The following is a 22,493-nucleotide window of genomic DNA, read 5'->3' as shown; positions in this document are numbered from 1 at the left end:
GTGCGCCATTTCGCCGGCTTGACTTCCCGGCTTTTTGGCGGTATCCGGCCAGTTTTCGATAAAGCTGTCATACTCTCGCCTTCCCCGAAATTCCACCTACCCGCATCGCCAGCCGCGGCGCATGCGCTTACCTTCATTGGCCCCATGGAAGCACCGAAAAACATCCGTTCCTATCCGCGTTATCGTCCCGACTATGTCAAGCCGGCGGCTTTCCTGCCCACCACCCGGGCGGAAATGGATGCGCTGGGCTGGGACAGCTGCGACGTGATCCTGGTCACCGGCGACGCCTACATCGACCATCCCAGCTTCGGCATGGCGCTGGTCGGGCGGCTGCTGGAAGCGCAGGGCTTCCGCGTCGGCATCATCACCCAGCCAAACTGGCTGTCGGTGGACGACTTCCGGGCGCTGGGCCGGCCTAATCTGTATTTCGGCATCACCGCCGGCAATATGGACTCGATGATCAACCGCTACACCTCCGACCGGAAGATCCGCTCCGAGGATGCCTACACGCCCAATGGCGAACCGGACAAGCGCCCGGACCGTGCGGTGGTGGTCTACGCACAGCGGGTGCGCGAAGCTTATCCGGAAGTCGGCGTGGTGATCGGCAGCATCGAGGCCAGCCTGCGCCGGATCGCCCATTACGACTACTGGTCGGACAAGGTCAAGCGCTCGGTGCTGCCGGACTCCAAGGCCGACATCCTGATCTTCGGCAATGCCGAACGGGCGCTGATCGCATTGACGCACCGCGTCGCCGCCGGCGAAAGCCTCAAGTCCATCCGCGACCTGCGCGGCACCGCCTTCATGGTGCCGCATGGCTGGAAGCCGGCGCCGGACTGGAGCGAGGCGAACTCGACCCGCATCGACACGCCGGGCCGAGTCGATGCGCATCCGGACCCGTACGAAATGAAATCCAAGGAAGACGCGTCCTGCAAGACCGAGGCGGCGCCGGAAGCGCCCAAGCCGGTGCTGATCCTGTCGCGCGAGGAGCGCATGGCGGCGCTGAAGGAAGTGCGCAGCAAGACCGTGGTGCGCCTGCCCTCCTTCGAGCAGGTCAAGGATGACGCGGTGATGTATGCCCATGCATCGCGGGTGTTTCACCTGGAATCGAATCCCGGCAATGCCCGCGCCCTGGTGCAGCAGCATGGCGAGCGCGACGTCTGGCTGAATGCGCCGCCGCTGCCGCTGGCCATGGATGAAATGGACTTCGTCTTCGACATGCCCTATGCGCGCTCGCCGCATCCGCGTTACGGCAAGGCCCGCATTCCGGCCTGGGAAATGATCCGCTTCTCGGTCAACATCATGCGCGGCTGCTTTGGCGGTTGCACCTTCTGCTCGATCACGGAGCATGAGGGACGCATCATCCAGAGCCGGTCGGAGCCGTCCATCCTGCGCGAGATCGAACTGATACGCGACAAGACCAAGGGCTTCACCGGCACCATTTCCGACCTCGGCGGCCCCACCGCCAACATGTACCGTCTGGCCTGCAAGGACAAGAAGATCGAGGAATCCTGCCGGCGCCTGTCCTGCGTGTATCCGACCATCTGCTCCAACCTCGGCACTGACCACGGCAAGCTGATCCAGCTGTACCGAAAGGCGCGCGCCATTCCGGGCATCAAGAAGATTCTGGTGAGTTCCGGCCTGCGCTACGACCTGGCGGTGCGCTCGCCCGAATATGTGAAGGAACTGGTCACCCATCATGTGGGCGGCCTGCTGAAGATCGCGCCCGAGCATTCGGAAACCGGCCCGCTGTCGAAGATGATGAAGCCCGGCATGGGCGCCTACCATGCGTTCAAGGAAATGTTCGAGCGCTTCTCCAAGGAAGCAGGCAAGGAGCAATACCTGATCCCCTACTTCATCGCCGCCCACCCGGGCACGACGGACGAGGACATGCTAAACCTGGCGCTATGGCTGAAGAAGAACGATTTCCGCCTGGACCAGGTGCAGACCTTCCTGCCCACGCCGATGGCGCTGGCCACCGCGATGTACCACACCCGCAAGAACCCGCTGCACAAGGTGACGGACGAGTCGGAAATCGTGGAGACGGTGCGGGCCGGCAAGGTCCGCAAGCTGCACAAGGCTTTCCTGCGCTATCACGACCCGGCCAACTGGGAAATCCTGCGGGAAGGCCTGCATCGCATGGGCCGTTCCGACCTGATCGGCAACGGTCCGCAGCACCTGGTGCCGCGCAGCGCCCCGACGCTTGGCCTGCAAGCCATCGAACGCAAGCGCGAAACGCCGGGACCGGACAAGCTGGCGCGCAAGTTCGGCCAGAACCGGCCCCGTCCGGGCGCGGCCGTGCAGCGGCAGCCGGTGCGCGCCGGCGTCGCGGCCAAGGGGGCGCGCAAGTCGGGGCGGACCGTGTAATCAGGATTGTGCGGAAATGCCGGCAGTGGCCAGGCAATGCCGGCGGCGCTGCTGGGCCCGCGCTGCCGGTCTGGTATTGCCGATGGCATGATGCCGACCCGATAGGCAGAAGTGTTTTGCTGCGGAATCAGGCGAATGGGAACCCACTCTCCCCCATACGCCAGCGGTCAGCGCTCGTTGACCGCCATCGCATGCGGCAGGCCGACCACTTCGCCCGCCGGCACCGGCCGCCCGAAATAGAAGCCCTGCACCACGTCGCAGCCGAGTTCCTGCAGCGCTTCCACCTGCTCGCCGGTCTCCACGCCTTCGGCAATCACCTGCATGCCCAGGTTGTGGCCAAGCTGGATGATGGACCGGGCAATGGCTTCGTCCTTCTTCGAGGTGGTCAAATGATCGATGAACTGCTTGTCGATCTTCAGCGCGTCCAGCGAAAACTGCTTCAGATAGGCCAGCGACGAATAACCGGTGCCGAAATCGTCCACGGACAGCTTCAGCCCGAGCCGCTTCAATGAGCGAAGAACGTCCCGCGTATGCTCGGTATTGGACATGAGCATGCTTTCGGTGAGCTCGATTTCCAGCTGATAGGCGGGCAGTTCGTTCGTCTCCAGAACCTGCTGGATCTGCGACACCAGCTTCTTGTCGACGAACTGCCGCGGCGACAGGTTGACCGACAGCACGCACTGTTCCGGCAGCACGCCATCCCAGGCATGCCGCTGGCGGCAGCCGGTGGAAAACACCCACTGCCCCATCGGTATGATCAGCCCGGTCTCTTCCAGCATGGGCACGAAGGTGCTCGGCGCCACGCGCCCTATCTGCTCATGCTGCCAGCGCAGCAGCGCCTCGTATCCCACCACGTTGCCGCTGGCAATATCGACCTGCGGCTGGTAGTGCAGCGAGAATTCATCGTCCTTGACTGCCAGCCGCAGCGCCTGTTCCAGCATCAGCCGCTGGCGCGCCTTGGCATTCATTTCGGGCATGTAGAAGTGGTAGAGGTTGCGGCCGTCGCTCTTGGCCTGGTACATCGCGACGCCGGCAGCCTGCATCAGCAGGTCGACATCCTCCGCGCATTCCGGAAAGGTAGCGATGCCTATGCTGGCGCTGATGGCCACCTGCATGCCGTCCTCCAGCCGGAAAGGCTGGCGCAGCGCCGTCAGGATCTTGGCTGCGACATGGGCGGCGCTGGCGCCATGGTCGAGCTCGTCGAGCACCACCGAGAACTCATCGCCGCCAATGCGCGAGACGATGTCATAGGAACGCACGCATTCGCGCAGCCGCTGCGCGGTAGCGGCCAGCAGGTGATCGCCCGCGCCATGGCCCAGCGTGTCGTTGATGCGCTTGAAATGGTCGAGGTCGATGAACATCAGCGCCACGCTTTTCCTGGCGCGACGGGCGCGTTCCAGCACGGTGCGGAAAGCCGCCTTGAAACCGCTGCGGTTGTGCAGGCCCGTCAGGCTGTCGGTCACGGCCTGGCGCCGCAGCTGCTCTTCCAGCGCCTTGCGGCCGGTGATGTCCTGGAACACCAGCACCAGGCCGTCGGCGTGTCCGGACAGGGGCGAAATATGCAGGCTGACCGGGAAGCGGCTGCCGTCGCGTCGCATGAAACTGGCTTCATCCATCGTGCTTTCGATGCCCTGGCGCAGGCTATGGAAAAACGGCGACTCCTCCCAGCAGGCGCCGGATGAAGCGGGCATCGGATAAAAGGACATGAAGTCGGCGCCGACGATCTGGTCGCGCTCGGCGCCCAGCATTGCCCGGGCGGCAGGGTTGGCGAAACGGACCCGTCCGGCCCGGTCCATGCCGATCACGCCGTCGCCGGCGGCGTTGAGCATGGATTCGTAATACGCCTTGGTGCTGTCGATATGCGCCACCGCTTCCCTGAGCCTGCGGCGGTTGCGGTCCAGTTCCAGAAGCACCGTGATCTTGCTCGCCAGCACGTTGCTGCCCACCGGCTTGCCGAGGTAGTCGATCGCGCCGGCGTCGTAGGCGGTTGCGATTGCCGCCTCATCCCATACGCCGTTGGCAAGCATGATCACCGGAATGTGCCGCGTGCGGGAGTTTTCGCGTATCCAGCGGGTAAGCTCGAAACCGTTCATTGCCGGCTGTTCGGTATCTACCAGCGCCAGTGCCACGTCATGGGTGAGCAGCAGTTCCAGCGCTTCCTCCGCACTTTCTGCCCGCAGCAGGCGCACCTGCTCTGCCCCCATCAGCGGCGCCAGGTGCGCCTCGGTCTGGGTTTGCGGATCCACCAGCAGTACGATCTGGCTGTTGGAGGAATCGTTCGGTTTGGTCAATAAGGAATCCATAGCGGCGTGAGTGGCGCATAACGACTTGCGCGCTGCATCGTTCGATGCGGTTTTTTATTCATTTTCGAGGTTACGGTTTCAATCGATCGATATCGAAATGCAAAGTTCCGGATTCAAGTGTCGACAATTTCTGCCAGATCAACAAAATCGGATTAACATTGCGCGTTTCGGCCTCTTCACTGCTCATGCCATTGCCCAGGATCACTTTTATTGTCGCCATGGACCGCCAGCGCGGCATTGGCATCAACAACCAGCTGCCGTGGCGCCTGCCGGAAGACTTGGCGCATTTCAAGCGCACCACGACCGGCCATCCCATCATCATGGGTCGCAAGACCTACGAATCGATCGGCCGGCCCCTGCCGAACCGCCGCAACATCGTGGTGACCCGCAATCCCGCCTGGCAGGCGGCAGGCGTCGAAACTGCCATTTCCCCGGACGCTGCCTGCGCGCTCATCCCGGAAGGCGAACAGGCGTTCATCATTGGCGGCGCCGAACTGTTTGCGCAAACGTTTCCCCTGGCGGACTGCCTGATCGTCACGGAAATCGATGCCGACTACCCCTGCGACACTTTTTTTCCGGAAATCAATAATGGCGACTGGAAAGTAACTGACAGGCAGGCGTATCATTCGGCCGCAAGCGGGCTGGGGTATGCCATCGTCACTTATACCCGCACACGGTAAATTTTTTCAGGAGCAGCAATGTCAGGAGGCGGGTTTCATGTCCACGGACCGCATGACCATGCGGTCGAACATGCGGCGCATGGCGGCGACAGCTTTTCAAGCCGGATCGCCGTGGTGACCGCGGTGCTGGCCACCATCGGCGCCACCTTCGGCTACCTCGGCGGCGCAACCCAGAATGACGCCGCGATGTACAAGAACGATGCGGCCATCAAGAAAACCGCCGCGTCGAACCAGTGGAATTACTACCAGGCCAAGTCGAACAAGCAAAACCTGGCGGAACTGGCCATGTCGCTGCCCGGCGTCGACCAGCAGCGTTACAAGGCCGAGGTCGAGCGTTACAAGGCGGAGAAGGAAGAGATCAAGCGCGACGCCGAGAAGCTGGAAACGCAGTCGACCGAATTCGACAAGCGTTCGGCGGAGTCCATGCACCAGCATCATCGCTGGGCGCTGGCCACCACCACCGAGCAGGTAGCCATCTCGCTGGCGGCAATCACGCTGCTCACGCGCAGGCGCTGGCTGGAAATTGCGTCCTATGGCGTGGCGCTGGCCGGCATCGCCGTGGGCGGCATGGCCTGGCTGCACCTGTAGGCAGTCATCCTGTTTATCATGCAGCCGGCTGTTACTGGCGGCCGGCCTCGTGCCGCTGCTTGACGAATCGGCACTGCCCTTACGCGAGATCGCGAAAATCACAAGTCCTGTCACCGGCATTTACCCCGCGTGCCAGCCATATCTGAGAAAATTCGGCTTTCGCATTTTTAGCGCGGCCTTTGCCGGGCGCATACGGCGCCCCGCCCGCCAGGAGATTTCATGAAATTCCGCTTCCCCATCGTCATCATCGACGAAGACTTCCGCTCCGAAAACACCTCCGGCCTGGGCATACGCGCACTGGCCGACGCGATGGAAAAGGAAGGCATGGAAGTCGTCGGCGTTACCAGCTATGGCGACCTGTCACAGTTCGCGCAGCAGCAGTCGCGCGCCTCGGCCTTCATCCTGTCCATCGACGACGAGGAATTCGGCGGCGGCTCCACCGAGGAAACCGACAGCGCGCTCAAGGCGCTGCGCGCCTTCGTCGAGGAGATCCGCTACAAGAACGCCGACATCCCGATCTATCTGTACGGCGAAACCCGCACCTCGCGCCACATCCCCAACGACATCCTACGCGAGCTGCACGGCTTCATCCACATGTTCGAGGACACGCCGGAATTCGTCGCGCGCCACATCATCCGCGAAGCCAAGTCCTATCTGGACGGCCTGTCGCCGCCCTTCTTCCGGGCGCTGGTGCATTATGCGCAGGACGGCTCCTATTCCTGGCACTGCCCCGGCCACTCCGGCGGCGTGGCCTTCCTGAAGTCCCCGATCGGCCAGATGTTCCACCAGTTCTTCGGCGAGAACATGCTGCGCGCCGACGTCTGCAACGCGGTCGAGGAACTGGGCCAGCTGCTCGACCATACCGGCCCGGTGGCGGCGTCGGAGCGCAATGCGGCGCGCATCTTCAATGCCGACCACTGCTACTTCGTCACCAACGGCACCTCCACCTCCAACAAGATGGTCTGGCATTCGACCGTGGCGCCGGGCGACATCGTGGTGGTGGACCGCAACTGCCACAAGTCCATCCTGCACTCCATCATCATGACCGGCGCGATCCCGGTGTTCCTGATGCCGACCCGCAATCACCTCGGCATCATCGGCCCGATCCCGCTGGAAGAATTCAAGATGGAAAACATCATGAAGAAGGTGGAGGCCAACCCGTTCGCCCGCGAGGCGGTCAACAAGAAGCCGCGCATCCTGACCATCACCCAGTCGACCTATGACGGCGTGCTGTACAACGTCGAGACCTTGAAGAGCATGCTCGACGGCGAGATCGACACCCTGCACTTCGACGAGGCCTGGCTGCCGCATGCGACCTTCCACGACTTCTATCGCAACATGCATGCGATCGGCAAGGACCGGCCGCGCGCGAAGGAGTCGATGATCTTCTCGACCCAATCCACGCACAAGCTGCTGGCCGGCCTGTCGCAAGCGTCGCAGATCCTGGTGCGGGAATCCGAATCGGTGAAGCTGGACCAGGACGCCTTCAATGAAGCCTACCTGATGCACACGTCCACCTCGCCGCAGTACGCGATCATCGCGTCCTGCGACGTGGCCGCTGCGATGATGGAGCCGCCGGGCGGCACTGCGCTGGTTGAGGAAAGCATCCTGGAAGCGCTGGACTTCCGCCGCGCGATGCGCAAGATCGACCAGGAGTGGGGCCAGGACTGGTGGTTCCAGGTCTGGGGTCCGGACGACTTCGCCGAGAACGGCATCGGCTCGCGCGAGGACTGGATGATCCGCGCCGAGGACGACTGGCACGGCTTCGGCAAGCTCGCGCCCGGCTTCAACATGCTGGACCCGATCAAGGCCACCATCGTCACGCCCGGCCTGTCGCTGGACGGCCAGTTCGGCGAGACCGGCATCCCGGCCTCCATCGTCACCAAGTACCTGGCCGAGCATGGCGTGATTGTGGAAAAGGCGGGCCTGTATTCCTTCTTCATCATGTTCACCATCGGCATCACCAAGGGCCGCTGGAACACGCTGCTGACCGCGCTGCAGCAGTTCAAGGACGACTACGACAAGAACCAGCCGATGTGGCGCATCCTGCCCGAGTTCGCGGCGGCCAACATGCGCTACGAGCGGGTTGGCCTGCGCGACCTGTGCCAGCAGATCCATGGCTTCTACAAGCTGTACGACGTGGCGCGCCTGACCACCGAGATGTACCTGTCGGACATGCAGCCGGCGATGAAGCCGTCGGACGCGTTCTCGCGCATGGCGCACCGCGAGATCGACCGTGTGCCCATCGATGAACTGGAAGGCCGCGTGACATCCATTCTGCTGACGCCCTACCCGCCCGGCATTCCGCTGCTGATTCCGGGCGAGCGCTTCAACAAGACCATCGTCGACTACCTGAAATTCGCACGCGACTTCAACGAGCGCTTCCCGGGTTTCGAGACCGACGTGCATGGCCTGGTGACGCGTGAGGTGGATGGCAAGCGCGGCTACTTCGTCGACTGCGTGCGGCAGGACTGAGCGCGCTGCTGTGCCTGCGTTAAAGCCTGGTCTGCGGAAGCAGGCCAGGCTTTTTTCATGGGCATCTATGGGTTGATTTGAGCCGGCCTGGATTGGGTAGGCTTTGGTTGGGGTTAGGGGGCGTTGCGGAGTGGGGTGCTGGTGCAGTTGCAGTTGCAGTTGCAGTTGTTTTTAAGTCCCGTTGAGCGCGCCGTGACGTCGGTGCGTGGAGCGGGAAAAGGTGCGGCGTCTGTCTGAGCCAAGCGCAGCTTGGCGAGTTTAGCCGCGCCCCGCTCCATGCACCGACGGCACGGGAACCCTCGCGCAGCGAGGGCGCGATCACCGGGTCGCCTTTTTTTGCCTACTTTTTTTGGCGAAGCAAAAAAAGTAGGTCGCCTGCCGGGGCGAACTCCCGGCCTGGTCATGACGACAGAGTGATCGTGTTGCTTCACCAGCCGTAAAGACGTCACCGCGAAGCAGCAGTTGGCTTTTGAAGTTGAAGTTGAAGTTTGCCGACAAACGTCAAAAGCAAAGACGACAGTGCTGCCCGTGCCTTGCCGGGTGACGCAAGGTGGCTGCACTGCCGTGGAGACAAGCCGGGAGTCCGTCCCGGCGGCCGGGTTACTTTTTTGCTTCGCCAAAAAAGTAACCAAAAAAGGCGACCCGATGATCGCGCCCCGCTGCGCGGGGTTCCCGTGTCAGCGGTACCCGGAGCGGGGCGCGGCTAAACTCGCCAAGCTGCGCTTGGCTCAGACAGACGCCGCACCTTTTCCCGCTCCGGGCACCGCTGACACGGCGCGCTCAACGGGATTTCACTGCAACGGCAACGGCAACGGCAACGGCAACGGCAACGGCCACTGCAACTACAACTACAACTACAACTACAACTGTCGCTGCGCGTACGTTAAAAGCAACCGCAACTGCAACTCCACTGTCTGTCCCCTTGCCCCTGCCTGATATAACACCAGGCTGTCTTCCAATGCACCCTACCTGCTGCCGCTGATCAGCAGATACCCCCTGGTCCAGCTCGGCGACTGCCCATTGATCTGTCCGACACCATGAACGCGCTCCCCCGATAGCCCCAACCCATAGCGCGGATCGAACAGCAGCGTGTTGATAAAGGTCCCGTTGGCGCAGGCGTCCTGGGCGAAGCCCGATGTGCCGCCCTGCGCCGGCGCGACCTTCAGGCTCCAGGCATCGCTGCCGCCGCATTGTCGCTGCAGTTCTTGCGACAGCATGGACGGACGCTCCAACACATGCCAGTTGTTCAACGCATGGTAGACGGACGAGATGCCGATGAAGTCACGGGTGTCGAAGTCGACGGCAATCGCCTTGTCGCGCACCCGGAATGCCGATAGCACGGTCTGGTAGAGATCCTCGCAGCGGTCGTAACGGTAGTTGCCAGACACGATGGCGCCGGCATCGAAGCCGCCGGGCGGGCTGTTCTTCTCGTTGTTGGGATAGCAGGGGTTGTCCTTCGGACCGGAGGCCAGCACCATCGCCTTGCGCGCCTCATTCTGGCCCAGCCCCAGGAAGCTTACGCTCAACACGGTGTAGGACGTGCCGCCGATCTTGACCGCATGGGCCTGGGTATGGTCGCGCTGGCTGGTTTCATAGGCCACTTGCGCCGATGCGCCGCCGACTTCGACCAGGCCGGCAGTCCTGTAACCCTGACGGAAATTGCCATGCAGGTAGTTCACGTCGGCCCAGGCATACAAACCTTCCTCGTCGCCGGAAATGGTGCGCAGTTCGCCAGCCGGGTAACCATTGTCCTGGATGGCGCGGCGCACGCTGCGGTAGATGGCCTGGGCCGCCGGCGCATCGTCCTGCTCGAGCAGTCGCATGCCGGCCGTGGCGAGCACGTCGACCTGTACCGAGTCGCGCCCGATCTGCCGCGCCTGCAGCCAGCCGTTCAGTGCCTGCAGCAAGGGCTGCATGCCCCGCTGTCCGGCCTGTTCCGATTGCGCCTGGTAGCTCGATAGCCCATCTCCGCCGGCCGACGCCAGTTGCGCGACATCGGTGATGGTGATGTCCTCGTCGGGGCGGCCTATCCGATAGAGGTGAATCCGCGAGCCGCTGCTGCCGGCGTCCACCACCGCATGGTAGGACAAGGTCGGCGCCGGGCCGGCGCAGGCCGACAGCAGCACGGAGGCAATGACGATGAGATGGTGGTGTGGTCTGGTCAATTGAATGCTCTTCCTGGAAGGCCGCGCCGGCTAAGCCGCGGCCGCGCATTGGCGGCCACTTTTAGCAGAGCCGCCCGCGCCTGTCCAGCGGCAGCCAGGATAGGCAGGGCGTACGGCAGCGGCCTCCATTCAAAACCCCGGGCGCTGCTGGTATGATGCTGCCCCATGATCGATCCCGTAGACGACCTCACCCGCCCGCTTCCAGTGGACACCGCCTGCCCGATCCGCATGCAGTTCGCCGAGCCCGACCGGCTCCATACCGTGGTGCTGATGCAGGACCTGTTCGAGCAATGGGTCATCATCCAGGGCTGGGCCGGACGGGCCGGCAGGCGCGGCCGCTGCAGCGGCAAGAGCTGGCCGATCGACAGTCTGGAAGCCGGCATCGCGGCGTTGAAGGACATCGCGCAACGCCATCGGCAACAGGGCCGGACGCTGGTTTCCTGAGCCCCGACGGCCATTTCTCTTTAAAGGACTTCGGCAGTGCAATTCAAGGAACAGGGCGGCAAGGTGCAGGTGCTGCTGTACACCGGTTTCGACGAGGCCAAGAATGCGCCCATCGTGCGCATCGTCGGCTCATTCGACAAGTACACCTACAAGCCTTCGCCCGGCCTCCTCGACAAGCTCTCGCTCGAGCAGCGCGATGAGCTCGACGCAGAATGCAACCGGCGCCGCCATGCCGCGCTGGCATTGAACCGCCAGCATTACATCAATTCCCTGGCCGGCAATATCCGCGGCGCCTGCGACAGCCTGGACAACAATGCCGCGTTGACGCCGCAGCAGAGCGACGAGATCTGGGACGCGATGGCCGACCTGGTGCGCGCGATGCGGGAAGCCGGCTATCCGCGCCCGAGCCGGGACAGGAAGCCCGGGGCGGAAGCGGGCCAGGGCAGCTTGTTCGACTGAAAGGTCGCTGGCGACCCCATGGCCGCTGTCTGCGGCCATGCAAGCACGTCACGTCACATTCAGGTCTGTTTGGCGCCATCCTGCAATGCTTGAAGCAGCGTGCGCAAGGTGGGGGTCGTCAGCATCCTGTCGGGGTCGCTCCGCCCTGCCCTTTTCGCGGATTCATTGAGCTTCACCACAGCAATAGCCGACAGGGCAGGCTGTTGCGCCTTGATGAAATGCTTGATCAACATATCCTCGTAATAGCCGCGAATAATCTGTTCCGGCCCCATTCCCGTTGCGCCGCTATCGAGCCATAACTGGGCCTTGTTCAGAAATTCATTCTTCAGAGTGTCGTCGGCGAGGTCCACCTGGGTTGCCGGATCGCTCAGCACCCGGTCGATCATGGCTTCCGCCATACGGATATTGATATTGGAGACGATCGCCAGCGCCGGCTTTGCGCAAACCATGGTGCGCCAGATGAAGGACATTTCCTCAGGCTTGGGGCTTTCCCAGCCATTCGTCTTGGAAGGCCATTCCTCGCAGGCCTTCTTCAGTTTTTCAAAATCGGCATCGGTCACTGCCTGCCGTAACCGCATGGCATCGAAAAAGAGTCGCACGACCAGGTCGTCGAATATTTTCTGCAGGGCGAGCGCCGGATTTCCACCTGTTCCTTCGTTGCACCATGCGAGGAACTCCTGTTTCAGTGGTGCCTCCAGCGCAGGAAAGCGCTCAAGATAGGCGCGGCGCCGCCTGTCACGCAGCAAGGTTTCCACTGACTTTGACTGCACCTCGTTCAGCGCCGTCAATCCCTTCGCGGCTTTGGCGACCTTCTTTTTCTTTTTCGGAGTCAAGTCAGTTTCTGCCGTCTCCCGTGCCTGGCTTGCATGCGGCGATGAAACAGTCTGTTGAGCCTTGCCGGAATCAACAATGTTTGGCGCGGCAGTCTTCGATGAAGCGGTCGCATTGCGCTCGACTTCCTTCCGGGCCTGCTTGTAAAGCGCCGCCAGTTTTTCCTTGAACGCGGGCTCATCAAGCTGCTCTTCCTTCTTGCGCCATTTGCGCAGGCGTTTCGTGAACTCCAGATCAAGGGCCGGCATCGCCTTGAAAGAGTCTCCATGCTCCTTTCGGAAGCCCTCGATCCAACGTCTCTGGGCGGCCCTGCTTCTGGCGCTTGCGGCGAATGGGTCCTTCCCTGCGTCCTGTTCGGCCAGACTTTTTTCCTTTTCCATCAACTCGGCAAAGTCTTTACCCTGCAACAGCGTGGGAGCGCTTGCGCGCACCCTTTTGGGCGCAAGCTTCTTGTCGCTCGCACCACTGGCCTTTTTCGTCTTGCTGGCCTTTTCGAGCCACTGCTCCTTACTTTCGAGCCGCTTTTCCCTGGCTTCGAGCGAACGTAATTCCGTAGCTTCCTGCTCGGGCAGGAAACGGTCGGAATAGTCAATGAAGTCTTCGCGGAACACCTTGTAACGTTGCGCGAATATCTTGTTGGCCGCAGCGCTCGCTTTTACCAACGCCTTATAGGCATCGCTTTCCGGCGCGATGCCATCTCCGGGCACCAGGAAAGGACTGATGCAACGCGTGAAGAGTATGCCCTTGAAAAAATTCAGGCGGCACTCCCTGATGTAACTGGCCGTGATCCCCTTGCTCGTCAGAAGCGTGGAATAGAATTCGACCATCCAGCCATAGCGCTTGCGGAGTTCACTGAACTTCCCGGGTTTGAGATTTCCTTTATCGTCACAGTTACTTTTGTTCGACTTCAGCTTTTCAATTTCGCCCTTCATTCCATTGCGCACCAGTTTCTGGCCTTCGTGCCAGTGAAGCATGGCCTTGACCAGATTCCGGTCCAGGGCGAGGAACAGCGACTTGAGCGATCCGGGCAAGCCGCAGTCCTCATAAGCTTGCCTGTCGCCACAGATCAGGTTGAATAGTGGCTGCAGGAGCGTCATCCCGTAGTCGCAATCGACTGATTTGGATTGTCCGGTTGCGTCATCCACCGCGCCCGTGGTCTTGCTAAGCTTTCTGAGATGCCTGGCGGGGTCGGCCAATATGGTTTCCCGAACCTCATCGATGGTCTTCGAGAATTCCTGGCCTTCTATCTGCTTCATGAAGTAATCGGCCAGGTTGACATATACCTTCTCCCCGCCGTATGTAGGATTCATCGTGCGCCCTATCGTGGCAAGAACAAAACCCTGCGTAGCCTCCGCCAATATGCACCGGCGCGCGGTTTCCTCGATGCCACCTTTCTGCACCCCTAGCGGCAGCAGGACCTCCGGCGGAACGTAGATGGACGCGCTTGCCCGCGGCGATAGCGGCGCCTGGCTCGGCAAGGCCTGCTGTTGGCGCGGCGACAATGGCGGCGCATCGGTTGGCGGCGGCGGTCCTGGCTGGTCGGCTGGCGGAGGTGGGCCTGGCTGGCCGGACAACGCTGTAATGACCATGGCTGGCGCTGACGGACGCGACGGCAAAGGCGGCAAATCCCTCATGAAGCCCAAGCTGGCGCTGGATGAACCAGAAGCCTGGCCCGACGTTTGCGATGGCAATGCAACCATGCCCGAAACCATGCTCGACGCCCTTCTTGTCGTTCGGCCCGCGTTTGTTGGATTGCTATTCGCACTTCCGCTTGCCCTCGATACAGGCAGCCCGTTCCCCGAAAGCGATGTTGAATTGCTGCCGGATGAAGGACGAGGCGAAGTGTGTAGCGCAGAACTGTTGCCAAGGGAAGGCGTTAACGGCCCGAGTGAAGTCAAGGAGGGATAGCTTGCTGTACTGCCGCCAGGCGAAGACATTGATGAAGCCGGCGAGCCGAGTGGGGCCAGCGTGGCCAGCAAGGCCAGCGCAGGCGGCGTGACCGGCGGGATACTTGCCCCGGCATTGCCTTTTGCCGAAGGGGTGTGAAGCAATGCACTGGAAGTATTGCCGGAAAGCGCAAGGTTGGGCAGGAATGGCGGCGGCGTGGAAGGCGGTGGAGGACGATAGCTTACCGATGGCATACCGGTCTGCTGGGCCTGCTGGCCCTGCTGGAATTGGGACGGCCCGCTGCGCGCAGCCAGTACGACAGCCGTATTGCCAGTGTTGCCGGTTTTATCTGGTTCGTCCTGTTGGTTTGCGTTGTTGAAGGTCTTGCCAACCTGATGTTTGTTGCCGCCCGACACACTCGTCGAACTTGTCTGCTCAGCCATGAATTTTCCGCCGTATCAAAGAAATAGCGGCCTACGCTTGCGCGTAAGCCACCGGATCGTGAAATGTGATGCGGGTTTCTGGGTAACAGTAACAGTTCGGCTGTTCACGCTGTCGGCGCCTTCAGCAGCGGAGCCGACAACAGGCCTGTCGCGGTCAATCACGAGCGCCTGCTGCCGCAGGGGACGGGTGCAGCAGGCGCCTTTCCTTACGTCATCAGGCTCACATGCGCAGCCACCACCTTCCAGCCATCGGCGAAGCGCACCCAGGTTTGCGACTGCCGACCGATGCGGTCGCTGCCGGGACGGCTGAACTCGATGTTGGCCACGCCGTGATCGGTGCCGAAGGTGGTGATGGCGGTGCGCAGCACGCTGCGCTCCAGGTTCTTCGCCGGCCGGCTGTTGCGGAAGGCCTGTATCTCGTCAAAGCCATACAGGTTTTCGCCGGCGCCGTAGCGCAGCGTATGCGGCGAGTTCCAGAACAGCCGGTCCAGTGTCGGCACGTCATTGCTGACCAGCGCCTGTTCGTATTCGGCAAAGGCCTTCTGCAACTGGGCCAGGGTTTCAGGGTCATTGATCAGCATGCGGCAGCTTCCTTCTTGTTGATTGGTCGATGGCTCATTTGCCGCCCCAGTGCACGAAGCGCCGCTCCGCCACGATGAACAGCAGGTTGAACAGATAGCCCAGCGCGCCGGCGGCGAAGATGGAGGCATACATGTCGGGCATGTCGAACACCATCTGCGACTTCAGAATACGCTGGCCGAGGCCGTCAGTGGAGCCGATGAACATTTCGGCGACGATCACGATCACCAGCGCCAGCGACACGCCCGAGCGCATGCCGACGAAGGTCTGCGGCAGGCTCTCCCAGATCGTCACGTCCGACAGCACCTGCAGCCGCGATGCGCCCATCACCCGCGCCGCCAGCTGGCGCTGCTTGCGCGCATTCATCACGCCGTAGGCGGTGGCGAACAGGATGGCCAGCGCCGCGCCGAAGGCGGCCACCGCGATCTTGGTGCTTTCGCCGCTGCCGAACAGGATCAAGAACAGCGGGAACATGGCCGAGGCCGGCGTCGAGCGGAAGAAGTCGATCGGGAATTCCAGCGCGCGATAGACCTTGTCGGACGAACCCAGCAAAATGCCCAGCGGCACCGCGATCACCAGCGCGATGGCAAAGGAGATGCCGGTGCGCGCCACCGTGCGCCGCAGGTCGGCCCACAGCGAGCCCTCTTCCAGGCCATGCCAGAAGGCCTGGAACGACTGCGCGGGCGAAGGCAGCAGCACCGGGTCGACCAGGCGCATCTCGAAGGCCAGCTCCCAGAACACCACCAGCAGAAACAGGCCCAGCACCGGCTGCAGCTTGCTCATCAGTTCCTCGCTGCTTTTCATTTCCTTACCTCCCGTTGAAAGATTTCCAGGCTGTGGCCCTTGACCCGCAGGAAGTCCGGCGTCAGCGTGGTTTCGGCGCTGCGCGGACGCGGCGCGTCGAACGGCACGAAGTCGGCGATGCGGGTCGGATTGCGCGACAGCAGCAGCACGTAGTCGGCCAGGTAGACCGCCTCGTCGAGGTCGTGCGACACCAGCAGCGTGGTGACCGGGCGCTCGATGAAGACCTTCTGCAGCCGGTCGCGCAGGAACTGGGTCATCTCGTAATCCAGGGCCGAGAACGGCTCGTCCAGGAACAGCACTTCCGGGTCGACCACCAGCGCGCGCATGATGGACACCATCTGCTGCTGGCCGCCCGACATCTGGTACGGGTACTTGTTCAGGTCGATCTTCACGTCGAAGCTCTCCACCAGCCGGTCGATGCGGGCTTCCTTCTCGCCTTTGGACAGGTCGAGGTATTTCAGCGGATAGCGGATGTTGTCGATCGCCCGCATCCACGGGAACACCGCCTCGCGGTAGTTCTGGAACACGTAGCCGATGCGGGTGTCGTGCACGTCCTTGCCGTCGAACAGGATCTGCCCTTTGTCATACGGCAGGATGCCGGCGATCATGTTGATCAGCGTGCTCTTGCCGCAGCCGTTGGGGCCGAAGATGGAAATGATCTTGCCTTTCGGGATGTCGAGGTCGAAGCCGTCGTACAGCGTGTGGGCGCCGAAGGTCTTGTGCAGGCCGCGTATCGTGATATGGGTGCCCGGCGCGTACCAGCGGTGGCCGAGATCCATGCCGGCGATCTCGCCGGCGCCGGGCGGACGCGCCGCCTGCGGTGCTTCCATGTGCTTGAGCGCCTGCATCACATCCCCCTGATCATCGCGCCGGTGTCGACCGCGCCCTTGACCACGCCAAGGCCAACGCCGATGTCGACGAATTTCTGGAAGTCGGTCTTCTGCGCCGGCGTCATGTCCTTGACCATCACGAAGTTCGCCAGCGGCACGGTGGCGGCGAGCGCGGCCGGCACGTTCATGTCCTTGGCCAGCAGCTCGCGCGTGCTGGCGTCGCTGTTGGCGGCGGCGACCGCCTTGGCCCAGGCCCTGGCGAAACGGGCAGCGACATCGGGCCGCTCGGCGAGGAGCTTGTTGGACAGCGCGCCGCCGGCGGCGAAAGCCTGGGCGGACGGATTGCCCAGCAGGTGGGTGGAGATCACGCCGGCTTCGAGCCGGCGCGCCACGCCCTGCTTGATCATGGTGGAAGCCACCGGCTCCAGCGTATAGCCGGCGTCGAAGGTGCCGGCCTGCAGCGCGCCCAGGTGCACCGACAGCTGCTGTTCCTGCATCGTGTAGTCCTTGTTCTCTTCCAGGCCGATGGCCTTGAGCACGGCCTTGGCGGTACCGACATTGGCCGGGCCGGGCGCGGAAAACAGCTTGGCGCCCTTCAGGTCCTTCAGGGTCTTGGCCTGCGAGCCGGCCTTGACCACGAACTGCTCGGTGATGTACTGCGCGTTCTGACCGTTGAGCGAGATATAGGTCAGCGTGTTGGGACGGCGCTGGCTGATGTTGGCGCCTTCCAGCGTGACCAGGTTGGACGCGGCGTCGATGTCGCCGCTGACCATGGACTGCACGATCAGCGGAGCCGACGCCAGCGTGACGGTTTCGACCGCGATGCCGGCTTCCTTGAAATAGCCGCGCTCGACGCCGACGAAATACGGCAGCGCGGAACTGGAGGCGAATACGCCGACGCGCACCTTGTCCTCGGCATGGGCGACGGCGACGGTGGCAAGGCCGGCGGCAACGGTGAAGGCGATCTTGCAGAGTGTGGAGAGGGTCATAACAGTCCTTCAGGGTTGGATCAGGGAATAGGTGGAGGGATCGAAGAAGCCGGCGCCGGCGATATAGCGGCGCGCGTCGGACAGGTCGGGCGGCGGTCCGGCCTCGGCCTCGGCCTCGCCGTTGAAGGTCAGTTCCAGCTGCACGCCGCTGGGGTCGTAGACGAACAGCTGCCACAGCGCGGTGCCCGGCACCACGAACTCGCGCCAGTCCAGGCCATGCGCGATGAAGCGGGCCTTGAAGGCGGCATAGCCGCTGCACGCCAGCGACAGGTGATCGATCGCGGCGCTGCCCTTGGGCGCGTGGCCGTCGGCGCCCAGCGCCGGCCCGCCGGCATAGATATGGATGATGGCGGCGCCGCCCGGATGCGGGCAGGCCAGCCAGGCGCCGGGATAGCCGAAGTCGGGACGCGCTATTTCAAGCAGTCCCAGTACGTCGACATAGAAGCGCCGCGTCGCATTCAGGTCGGCGGTCTTGATCGCCGCATGGAACAGGCCATGCACCACCGCGGCCGTCACGATGCCGCTCCGGCCGGCGCCACGTCGCGGTACAGGCGGCGCAGCTTTTCCTGGAACGGCGGCTGCATCTTCTTCAGCGAGCCGGCTACGGGATCGGCCCCGGCGAACAGGGTGTCGCTGGCTTCCAGCGAGAAGTCCATCACGAAGCGGATGCGCTCGTGGCGCGCCGTGTCGAAGGCGGCCAGCCATTCCCGCACGTTGGCGCTGCCCGCCGCCAGCCGCTGCGCGATCAGCCCGGCCGCCACGCAGCCATCCTCGATCGCCTGGGTGGCGCCCTGCCCCAGCGTCGGCACCATGCCGTGGGCGGCGTCGCCCAGATAGAGAATGGGTGCGTCGGCATCCAGATAGCCGGCCTCGGTTTCCTGCAGGCGCGCCCAGTGGATCTGGTCGACATGGCTGCACAGGGTGTCGGTCAGCCAGGCGGCCTGCGCGCCGGCCGGGCCATGGGCCGGCGTGTAATAGCGGCGCAGCGCCGCGGCCGACTTGTGCTGCGCGGCGATCTCGTTGCCGGCTTCCAGCGGGAAGGTGCCCGCCATGTAGATGTGGCCGGGCGGCACGCGGAAGGCCAGCAGCCGGTGCGGGCCGTTGAACCACTGCTCGTAGTCGTCGATCAGCCCGCCCGAGGTATCCGGCACCAGCAGGCGGAAGATCGCCACGCCGACCTGGCGCATCGCCGGCGCGCCGGACAGCGCGCGGCGGGTGTCGGAATAGCGGCCGTCGGCGCCGATCAGCAGGTCGATGTCGTCCAGCACACGCGTTTGGCCATCGGCCTCGTAGCGCAGGCGGCAGCGGCCATCCGCCTGGCGCGCCACGTCCTTGATCGTCACGCCATAGCGCACCGCATCGCCGGCGCCCTCGCGCAGCACGCGGTACAGCTCGGACCAGCGGATGCGCACGCCGTCGTTGTCGGCCACCTGCGACAGTGGCAGCGAGAACAGCTCGGTGCCGTCGGTGAGCGAGGTGCGCCAGCTTTTCCAGGGCAGGCTCGCGGCCTGCACCGCATCGGCCAGCGCCGGGTCGTGCGCACGCAGCAGCTTGATGGCGTTGGGCCCGATGTTCAGGCCGGTGCCGGCTTCGCTGTGGTCATCGCGCGCAACCCGCTCCAGGCAGGTCAGTTCGACATCCTGCCGCTGCGCCAGGTGGCGCGCGACGATGCAGCCGGCCACGCCGGCGCCGACGATGGCGATGCGCAGCTTGCGGGTCTGGTCATTGGTGTGTTGATGGCTCATGTTTCCTCCCTAGCGGATTGCATGCCAGTCCCGCATGCACCGGCATCGTGCATGGTCTGGCGTTCCCAAAGCGGCGCGAACGGATGCGCCCTTTCCAGTTGCTGGCCGATGGCGCACAGCCAGCCGTCGGCGCCATGGCGGCCCACCAGCTGTATGCCCAGCGGCATGCCGGTGGCGCCCAGCCCAGCCGGCAGGGCCAGCGCCGGCAGGCCGGCGGCATTGGCGAATGCGGTGAAGACCGCGTGGCCGCGCGGGCCGGCCGGGCGGCCGGCTATCAGGGGCGGATGCGGCTGATGCACCGGCCAGGGCTGGGCGGCGGCCGAGGGCAGCAGCAGGAAGTCGATGTCCTGCATCAGCAGCGAGAGCGCATCGCGCAGCCGCGCAACGGCGTGCAGCGCGCCCATCAGGTCAGCGCCGCTGCGCTGCCTGCCCTGCTCCAGCATGGCCGCCAGCGGCGGCGACAAGTCCTGTTCCCGGCCTGCATGATGGGTGGCCATCAGCCAGGCCAGCCCGCTGCCGCTCAGCACCGGCCAGGCGACATCGTTGATGTCGGCCAGTGCCTGCACCAGCGTGGCGCGCTGAGCCGGACTGAGCGCCACCGGCGCATGCCCCAGCCTGGACAGCGCCTCCCACGACGCCTCGGCGGCATCGGCGCTGTCGGCATCGACCGGCGCTTCGCCCAGGCCGGCAAGCAGCGCGATGCGTGCCGGCGCCGGCTGTTCCGGGACGCAGAACGGCAGCGCCTGGAATGGCGCGGAGCGGCTGTCGGCGGCCGACCAGGGCGAGAGTTCGCGCATGGCCAGCACCAGGTCGTCCACGCTGCGGGCAATCGGCCCGGCCACTTCGAAGTCATGCAGGAAGACCGGAAAGCCGCGGCTGCGCGGCACGCGGCCCGTGGAAGGCCTCAGGCCGAAGCAGCCGGTATGGGCGCACGGCCGGCGGATCGAGCCGCCGCCGTCGGTGGCCAGCGCCAGCGGCGCGATGCCGGACGCCACCGCGGCTACCGCGCCGCCGCTGGAGCCGCCCGGCGTCAATGCCGGGTTCCACGGGTTGCGGGTGAGGCCGAACAGCGCGTTGTCGGTGGTGCCGGAAACGGTCAGCTCCGGCACATTGGTCTTGCCGATCAGGACCGCGCCGCCCTGGCGCAGCCGCGCCACCGGCAGTTCGTCGGCGTCCGGAATGTAATCGGCATACAGCGCGCTGCCGAAGGTCGAGCGCAGGCCGCCGGTCAAAAGGTTGTCCTTGACGGTGAAGGGCACGCCGTCCAGCGCCGACAGCGCGCAGCCCGAGCGCCAGCGCCGGGCGCTGGCCTCGGCCGCCGCATGGGCGGCCTGACGGTCGCTGCTGACGACGGCGTTGATGCGCGGATTAACCTGGTCCATGCGCGCCAGCACCGATGCCAGCGCTTCGACCGGGTCGAGCGTGCCGCGCCGGTAAGCCTGCGCCAGCGAGCGGGCCGACAGCATCCAGGGGTGGGCTTGCATCATGCGTCCTGCGCACCGGACGCGATCACCGCGATCAGTCCGCCGCCGTCCGGCCCCTGGTGCTCGGCGCCGCCGGAGACGAAGATGCGGCCGTCGCCGATCACGCCGGCCACCATGCCGCCCACCGCGCCGCGGATATGGCGCTGGGCGTTGATGTCGGTGTCGTCCAGCATGGTGTGGCGGCTGGCGCGCACCCTGCCGTTGCGCTGCGGCTCGCATTTGACGAATACGCCGGCGATGCGGCCCAGCGCGTCCTGGCCCAGCTGCGGCGAAGCTGCCAGCCCGAGGTCGGACAGCGCGCCCGCCACCGCGCCGATGTCGAGCGCATCGCGCATCGGCCGGTGCGCGATGCGGTACGGTCCGCGCCAGCGCGGGCTGTTGCCCAGCACGATGACTTCATTGCAGCTGATCTCCACACCCGACGACACGCTGGCGCGTTCCGAATACAGCGCCATGTCCGACAGCAGCGCCGCGTCCGTCAATGCCGCCTCGTCGATCTCGCCCAGCGCCAGCGCCACGCCGAGCGCGCCGGCGGCGCGGGCATGGGCCATGGCCTTGTTGGGGTCGCCGCTGACAGGCTCCAGGCCACAGGCGCGCGCCTGCTCGGCCCGGGCCACGGTGATGCAGGGCGTCTTGATCTGCACGAAATGCACATCGGCGGGATCGTCCAGGCCGGCGTCGTCCATCGCGGCCCTGACCGCCCGGGCAACCTGGTGCGCATGGCTGGCGCGGCCGATCTGCTCGACTGCGGTCGGCGCCGAGAACGCCAGCCCGATCGCCAGCGCGCCGCCCTTGCCCTCATTCCCGTTTGCCGCCTGCGCCGGCGCGCGGCAGAACACCACGTAATGCGGACTGAGCACGCCTTCGGTGCCGCCGGACAGGATGCAGGGAATGCGCGCCGCCAGTTCGGCCGGGCTAGCTTGCAGGTGTCCGGACAGCATCTGCATCAGCGACTGGGTGAAGTAACCGCGGGTGAAATCGTTGACGCCGCCATTGCCTTCGGTCTTGCCGATCACGGCGACGATCCGGCCGGCGTCGACGGCGCCGCTGTTGATCAGAGCATCGAGGGCGGAAACGTCGCCCGGATGCGCCATGGTGAGGAGGTGAACTTGGGTTTGCATGGCTGCATCTTGCGGCAGCCAAAGCGCGATGCGGTAGCGCTTAATTTCGACCGGGGCGAGCGCAAATTGTGTGCGGTCTGGGAGCAGTGGTGGTTGCGGTTGCGGTTGCAGTTGCCGTGGCCGTGGCCGTGGCCGTGGCCGTTGTCGTTGCCGTTGCCGTTGCCGTTGCAGTGGCTTTTGAAGTTGCCGTTGCTTTTAAATCCCGTTGAGCGCGCCGTGACGTCGGTGCGTGGAGCGGGAAAAGGTGCGGCGTCTGTCTGAGCCAAGCGCAGCTTGGCGAGTTTAGCCGCGCCCCGCTCCAT

19 protein-coding genes are annotated in these 22,493 nt (G+C 64.2%); 7 read left to right on the top strand and 12 right to left on the bottom strand.

Features of this window, described 5'->3' with window-relative positions; all coding sequences use genetic code 11:
• Positions 1-144: 144 nt before the first annotated feature.
• Positions 145-2,364, top strand: a complete 2,220-nt coding sequence (locus ABC383_RS00970; protein ID WP_413011153.1) for a YgiQ family radical SAM protein — start codon at positions 145-147, stop codon at positions 2,362-2,364.
• A 167-nt stretch (positions 2,365-2,531) separates the two neighbouring features.
• Here the strand turns inward: ABC383_RS00970 and ABC383_RS00965 are convergent, their stop codons facing one another.
• Entirely contained in the window at positions 2,532-4,655 is a 2,124-nt protein-coding gene (locus ABC383_RS00965; RefSeq protein WP_413011151.1) for a putative bifunctional diguanylate cyclase/phosphodiesterase, read from the bottom strand.
• Positions 4,656-4,711: 56 nt separating this feature from the next.
• Between ABC383_RS00965 and ABC383_RS00960 the strand changes: the two genes are divergently transcribed.
• The 4 genes from ABC383_RS00960 to ABC383_RS00945 all read left to right on the top strand — a co-directional run bounded on the left by ABC383_RS00960 (position 4,712) and on the right by ABC383_RS00945 (position 9,346).
• Positions 4,712-5,347 carry a dihydrofolate reductase gene (locus ABC383_RS00960; protein ID WP_413011149.1) on the top strand — a complete coding sequence of 212 codons (636 nt, stop codon included), beginning with the start codon at positions 4,712-4,714 and terminating at the stop codon, positions 5,345-5,347.
• Positions 5,348-5,365: 18 nt separating this feature from the next.
• Entirely contained in the window at positions 5,366-5,935 is a 570-nt protein-coding gene (locus ABC383_RS00955; RefSeq protein WP_413011147.1) for a DUF4337 domain-containing protein, read from the top strand.
• Between the two features lie 219 nt (positions 5,936-6,154).
• Positions 6,155-8,410, top strand: a complete 2,256-nt coding sequence (locus tag ABC383_RS00950) for an Orn/Lys/Arg family decarboxylase (protein WP_413011145.1) — start codon at positions 6,155-6,157, stop codon at positions 8,408-8,410.
• Between the two features lie 462 nt (positions 8,411-8,872).
• Positions 8,873-9,346, top strand: coding sequence for a hypothetical protein (locus ABC383_RS00945; RefSeq protein WP_413011143.1), 474 nt, complete (start codon positions 8,873-8,875; stop codon positions 9,344-9,346).
• Between the two features lie 29 nt (positions 9,347-9,375).
• Here ABC383_RS00945 and ABC383_RS00940 read toward each other — a convergent pair whose 3' ends face one another.
• Positions 9,376-10,575 carry a hypothetical protein gene (locus ABC383_RS00940; protein WP_413011141.1) on the bottom strand — a complete coding sequence of 400 codons (1,200 nt, stop codon included), beginning with the start codon at positions 10,573-10,575 and terminating at the stop codon, positions 9,376-9,378.
• Between the two features lie 165 nt (positions 10,576-10,740).
• Here ABC383_RS00940 and ABC383_RS00935 point away from each other — a divergent pair, with 165 nt between their 5' ends.
• Positions 10,741-11,019, top strand: a complete 279-nt coding sequence (locus tag ABC383_RS00935) for a hypothetical protein (RefSeq protein WP_413011139.1) — start codon at positions 10,741-10,743, stop codon at positions 11,017-11,019.
• A 36-nt stretch (positions 11,020-11,055) separates the two neighbouring features.
• Positions 11,056-11,478: a hypothetical protein gene (locus ABC383_RS00930; protein ID WP_413011137.1), complete on the top strand. Its 423-nt coding sequence runs from the start codon at positions 11,056-11,058 to the stop codon at positions 11,476-11,478.
• A 59-nt stretch (positions 11,479-11,537) separates the two neighbouring features.
• Here the strand turns inward: ABC383_RS00930 and ABC383_RS00925 are convergent, their stop codons facing one another.
• From ABC383_RS00925 to ABC383_RS00880, 10 genes are all read right to left on the bottom strand, one after another.
• Complete coding sequence (locus ABC383_RS00925) at positions 11,538-14,639, bottom strand: hypothetical protein (protein WP_413011136.1); 3,102 nt, start codon at positions 14,637-14,639, stop codon at positions 11,538-11,540.
• 206 nt (positions 14,640-14,845) lie between these two features.
• Positions 14,846-15,220, bottom strand: coding sequence for an oxalurate catabolism protein HpxZ (gene hpxZ / locus ABC383_RS00920; RefSeq protein WP_413011134.1), 375 nt, complete (start codon positions 15,218-15,220; stop codon positions 14,846-14,848).
• A gap of 34 nt (positions 15,221-15,254) precedes the next feature.
• Positions 15,255-16,022 (bottom strand): ABC transporter permease, encoded by a 768-nt coding sequence (locus ABC383_RS00915; protein WP_413011132.1) that lies wholly within the window; start codon positions 16,020-16,022, stop codon positions 15,255-15,257.
• Positions 16,019-16,801 carry an ABC transporter ATP-binding protein gene (locus ABC383_RS00910; protein WP_228527193.1) on the bottom strand — a complete coding sequence of 261 codons (783 nt, stop codon included), beginning with the start codon at positions 16,799-16,801 and terminating at the stop codon, positions 16,019-16,021. The genes ABC383_RS00915 and ABC383_RS00910 overlap by 4 nt, the downstream gene beginning before the upstream one ends.
• Positions 16,802-16,869: 68 nt before the next feature.
• The gene (locus ABC383_RS00905) at positions 16,870-17,841 is read right to left on the bottom strand and encodes an ABC transporter substrate-binding protein (protein ID WP_413011130.1); all 972 of its coding nucleotides are present in this window, start codon (positions 17,839-17,841) and stop codon (positions 16,870-16,872) included.
• A 9-nt stretch (positions 17,842-17,850) separates the two neighbouring features.
• The gene (locus ABC383_RS00900; protein ID WP_413011129.1) at positions 17,851-18,357 is read right to left on the bottom strand and encodes a VOC family protein; all 507 of its coding nucleotides are present in this window, start codon (positions 18,355-18,357) and stop codon (positions 17,851-17,853) included.
• On the bottom strand, positions 18,354-19,586 hold the full coding sequence (locus ABC383_RS00895) for an FAD-dependent monooxygenase (RefSeq protein ID WP_413011127.1): 1,233 nt from the start codon (positions 19,584-19,586) through the stop codon (positions 18,354-18,356). Before ABC383_RS00895 ends, ABC383_RS00900 begins: the two co-directional genes overlap by 4 nt.
• Positions 19,583-21,073 carry an amidase gene (locus tag ABC383_RS00890; RefSeq protein ID WP_413011125.1) on the bottom strand — a complete coding sequence of 497 codons (1,491 nt, stop codon included), beginning with the start codon at positions 21,071-21,073 and terminating at the stop codon, positions 19,583-19,585. Before ABC383_RS00890 ends, ABC383_RS00895 begins: the two co-directional genes overlap by 4 nt.
• Complete coding sequence (gene atzD, locus ABC383_RS00885; protein ID WP_413011123.1) at positions 21,070-22,191, bottom strand: cyanuric acid amidohydrolase; 1,122 nt, start codon at positions 22,189-22,191, stop codon at positions 21,070-21,072. The genes ABC383_RS00890 and atzD overlap by 4 nt, the downstream gene beginning before the upstream one ends.
• Entirely contained in the window at positions 22,125-22,493 is a 369-nt protein-coding gene (locus tag ABC383_RS00880) for a hypothetical protein (protein WP_413011121.1), read from the bottom strand. Before ABC383_RS00880 ends, atzD begins: the two co-directional genes overlap by 67 nt.

Origin of the sequence: Noviherbaspirillum phoenicis (genome assembly GCF_047237965.1) — a bacterium.
In the GTDB taxonomy this organism is placed as follows: domain Bacteria; phylum Pseudomonadota; class Gammaproteobacteria; order Burkholderiales; family Burkholderiaceae_D; genus Noviherbaspirillum_A.
Note: the sequence above shows the minus strand (reverse complement) of the source record. Positions and strands in the feature narration are given on the sequence as shown.

What these genes read in the sequence shown, in the direction of transcription:
- ABC383_RS00970 (WP_413011153.1), top strand. Translation starts at nt 145, where the DNA reads ATGGAAGCACCGAAAAACATCCGTTCCTATCCGCGTTATCGTCCCGAC.
- atzD (WP_413011123.1), bottom strand. Translation starts at nt 22,191, where the DNA reads ATGCAAACCCAAGTTCACCTCCTCACCATGGCGCATCCGGGCGACGTT.
- ABC383_RS00915 (WP_413011132.1), bottom strand. Translation starts at nt 16,022, where the DNA reads ATGAAAAGCAGCGAGGAACTGATGAGCAAGCTGCAGCCGGTGCTGGGC.
- ABC383_RS00895 (WP_413011127.1), bottom strand. Translation starts at nt 19,586, where the DNA reads ATGAGCCATCAACACACCAATGACCAGACCCGCAAGCTGCGCATCGCC.
- hpxZ (WP_413011134.1), bottom strand. Translation starts at nt 15,220, where the DNA reads ATGCTGATCAATGACCCTGAAACCCTGGCCCAGTTGCAGAAGGCCTTT.
- ABC383_RS00935 (WP_413011139.1), top strand. Translation starts at nt 10,741, where the DNA reads ATGATCGATCCCGTAGACGACCTCACCCGCCCGCTTCCAGTGGACACC.
- ABC383_RS00910 (WP_228527193.1), bottom strand. Translation starts at nt 16,801, where the DNA reads ATGGATCTCGGCCACCGCTGGTACGCGCCGGGCACCCATATCACGATA.
- ABC383_RS00955 (WP_413011147.1), top strand. Translation starts at nt 5,366, where the DNA reads ATGTCAGGAGGCGGGTTTCATGTCCACGGACCGCATGACCATGCGGTC.
- ABC383_RS00925 (WP_413011136.1), bottom strand. Translation starts at nt 14,639, where the DNA reads ATGGCTGAGCAGACAAGTTCGACGAGTGTGTCGGGCGGCAACAAACAT.
- ABC383_RS00880 (WP_413011121.1), bottom strand. Translation starts at nt 22,493, where the DNA reads ATGGAGCGGGGCGCGGCTAAACTCGCCAAGCTGCGCTTGGCTCAGACA.
- ABC383_RS00960 (WP_413011149.1), top strand. Translation starts at nt 4,712, where the DNA reads ATGCGGTTTTTTATTCATTTTCGAGGTTACGGTTTCAATCGATCGATA.
- ABC383_RS00905 (WP_413011130.1), bottom strand. Translation starts at nt 17,841, where the DNA reads ATGACCCTCTCCACACTCTGCAAGATCGCCTTCACCGTTGCCGCCGGC.
- ABC383_RS00890 (WP_413011125.1), bottom strand. Translation starts at nt 21,073, where the DNA reads ATGATGCAAGCCCACCCCTGGATGCTGTCGGCCCGCTCGCTGGCGCAG.
- ABC383_RS00950 (WP_413011145.1), top strand. Translation starts at nt 6,155, where the DNA reads ATGAAATTCCGCTTCCCCATCGTCATCATCGACGAAGACTTCCGCTCC.